Genomic DNA, 351 nt, shown 5'->3' with positions numbered 1-351 from the left:
GCCTTCATATAAAGCGCATGACCTAGTACAAAATCAATCCCAAGTTCAGCACACCAATCTGACACCCAATACCAGCAATGCATGCACTCAACGCCGACAATCACATTGCCGATATAGGGTTCTAGTATGAGTAATAAGTCATCTTTGCTGGCACCTATCTTTTTATGAACAACAACTTCCCCTTTAGAATCAATGATGCAGACATAAAGTAAGCGTGCATGTAAATCGATACCACAGTAGTATGGATGTGAGTTATTATAAAATCTCATTGAGCTTTCTCCTGTTGGTTTAGTCACCTTAAGCATACCGCTGATGCGGCTTGCTAGGGAGGAGGCTCAATGAGTATCAAGC

The 351-nt window shown here is 41.9% G+C and carries 1 pseudogene; it reads right to left on the bottom strand.

From position 1 onward, the window contains the following. Positions 1-269 (bottom strand): annotated as a pseudogene (locus H5123_RS20400) (IS110 family transposase); the annotation flags it as partial. Positions 270-351: the final 82 nt, after the last annotated feature.

Source organism: Shewanella sp. SR43-4 (assembly GCF_014163845.1).
Lineage (GTDB): Bacteria > Pseudomonadota > Gammaproteobacteria > Enterobacterales > Shewanellaceae > Shewanella > Shewanella vesiculosa.
This window is presented reverse-complemented; position numbering and strand designations above follow the sequence as displayed.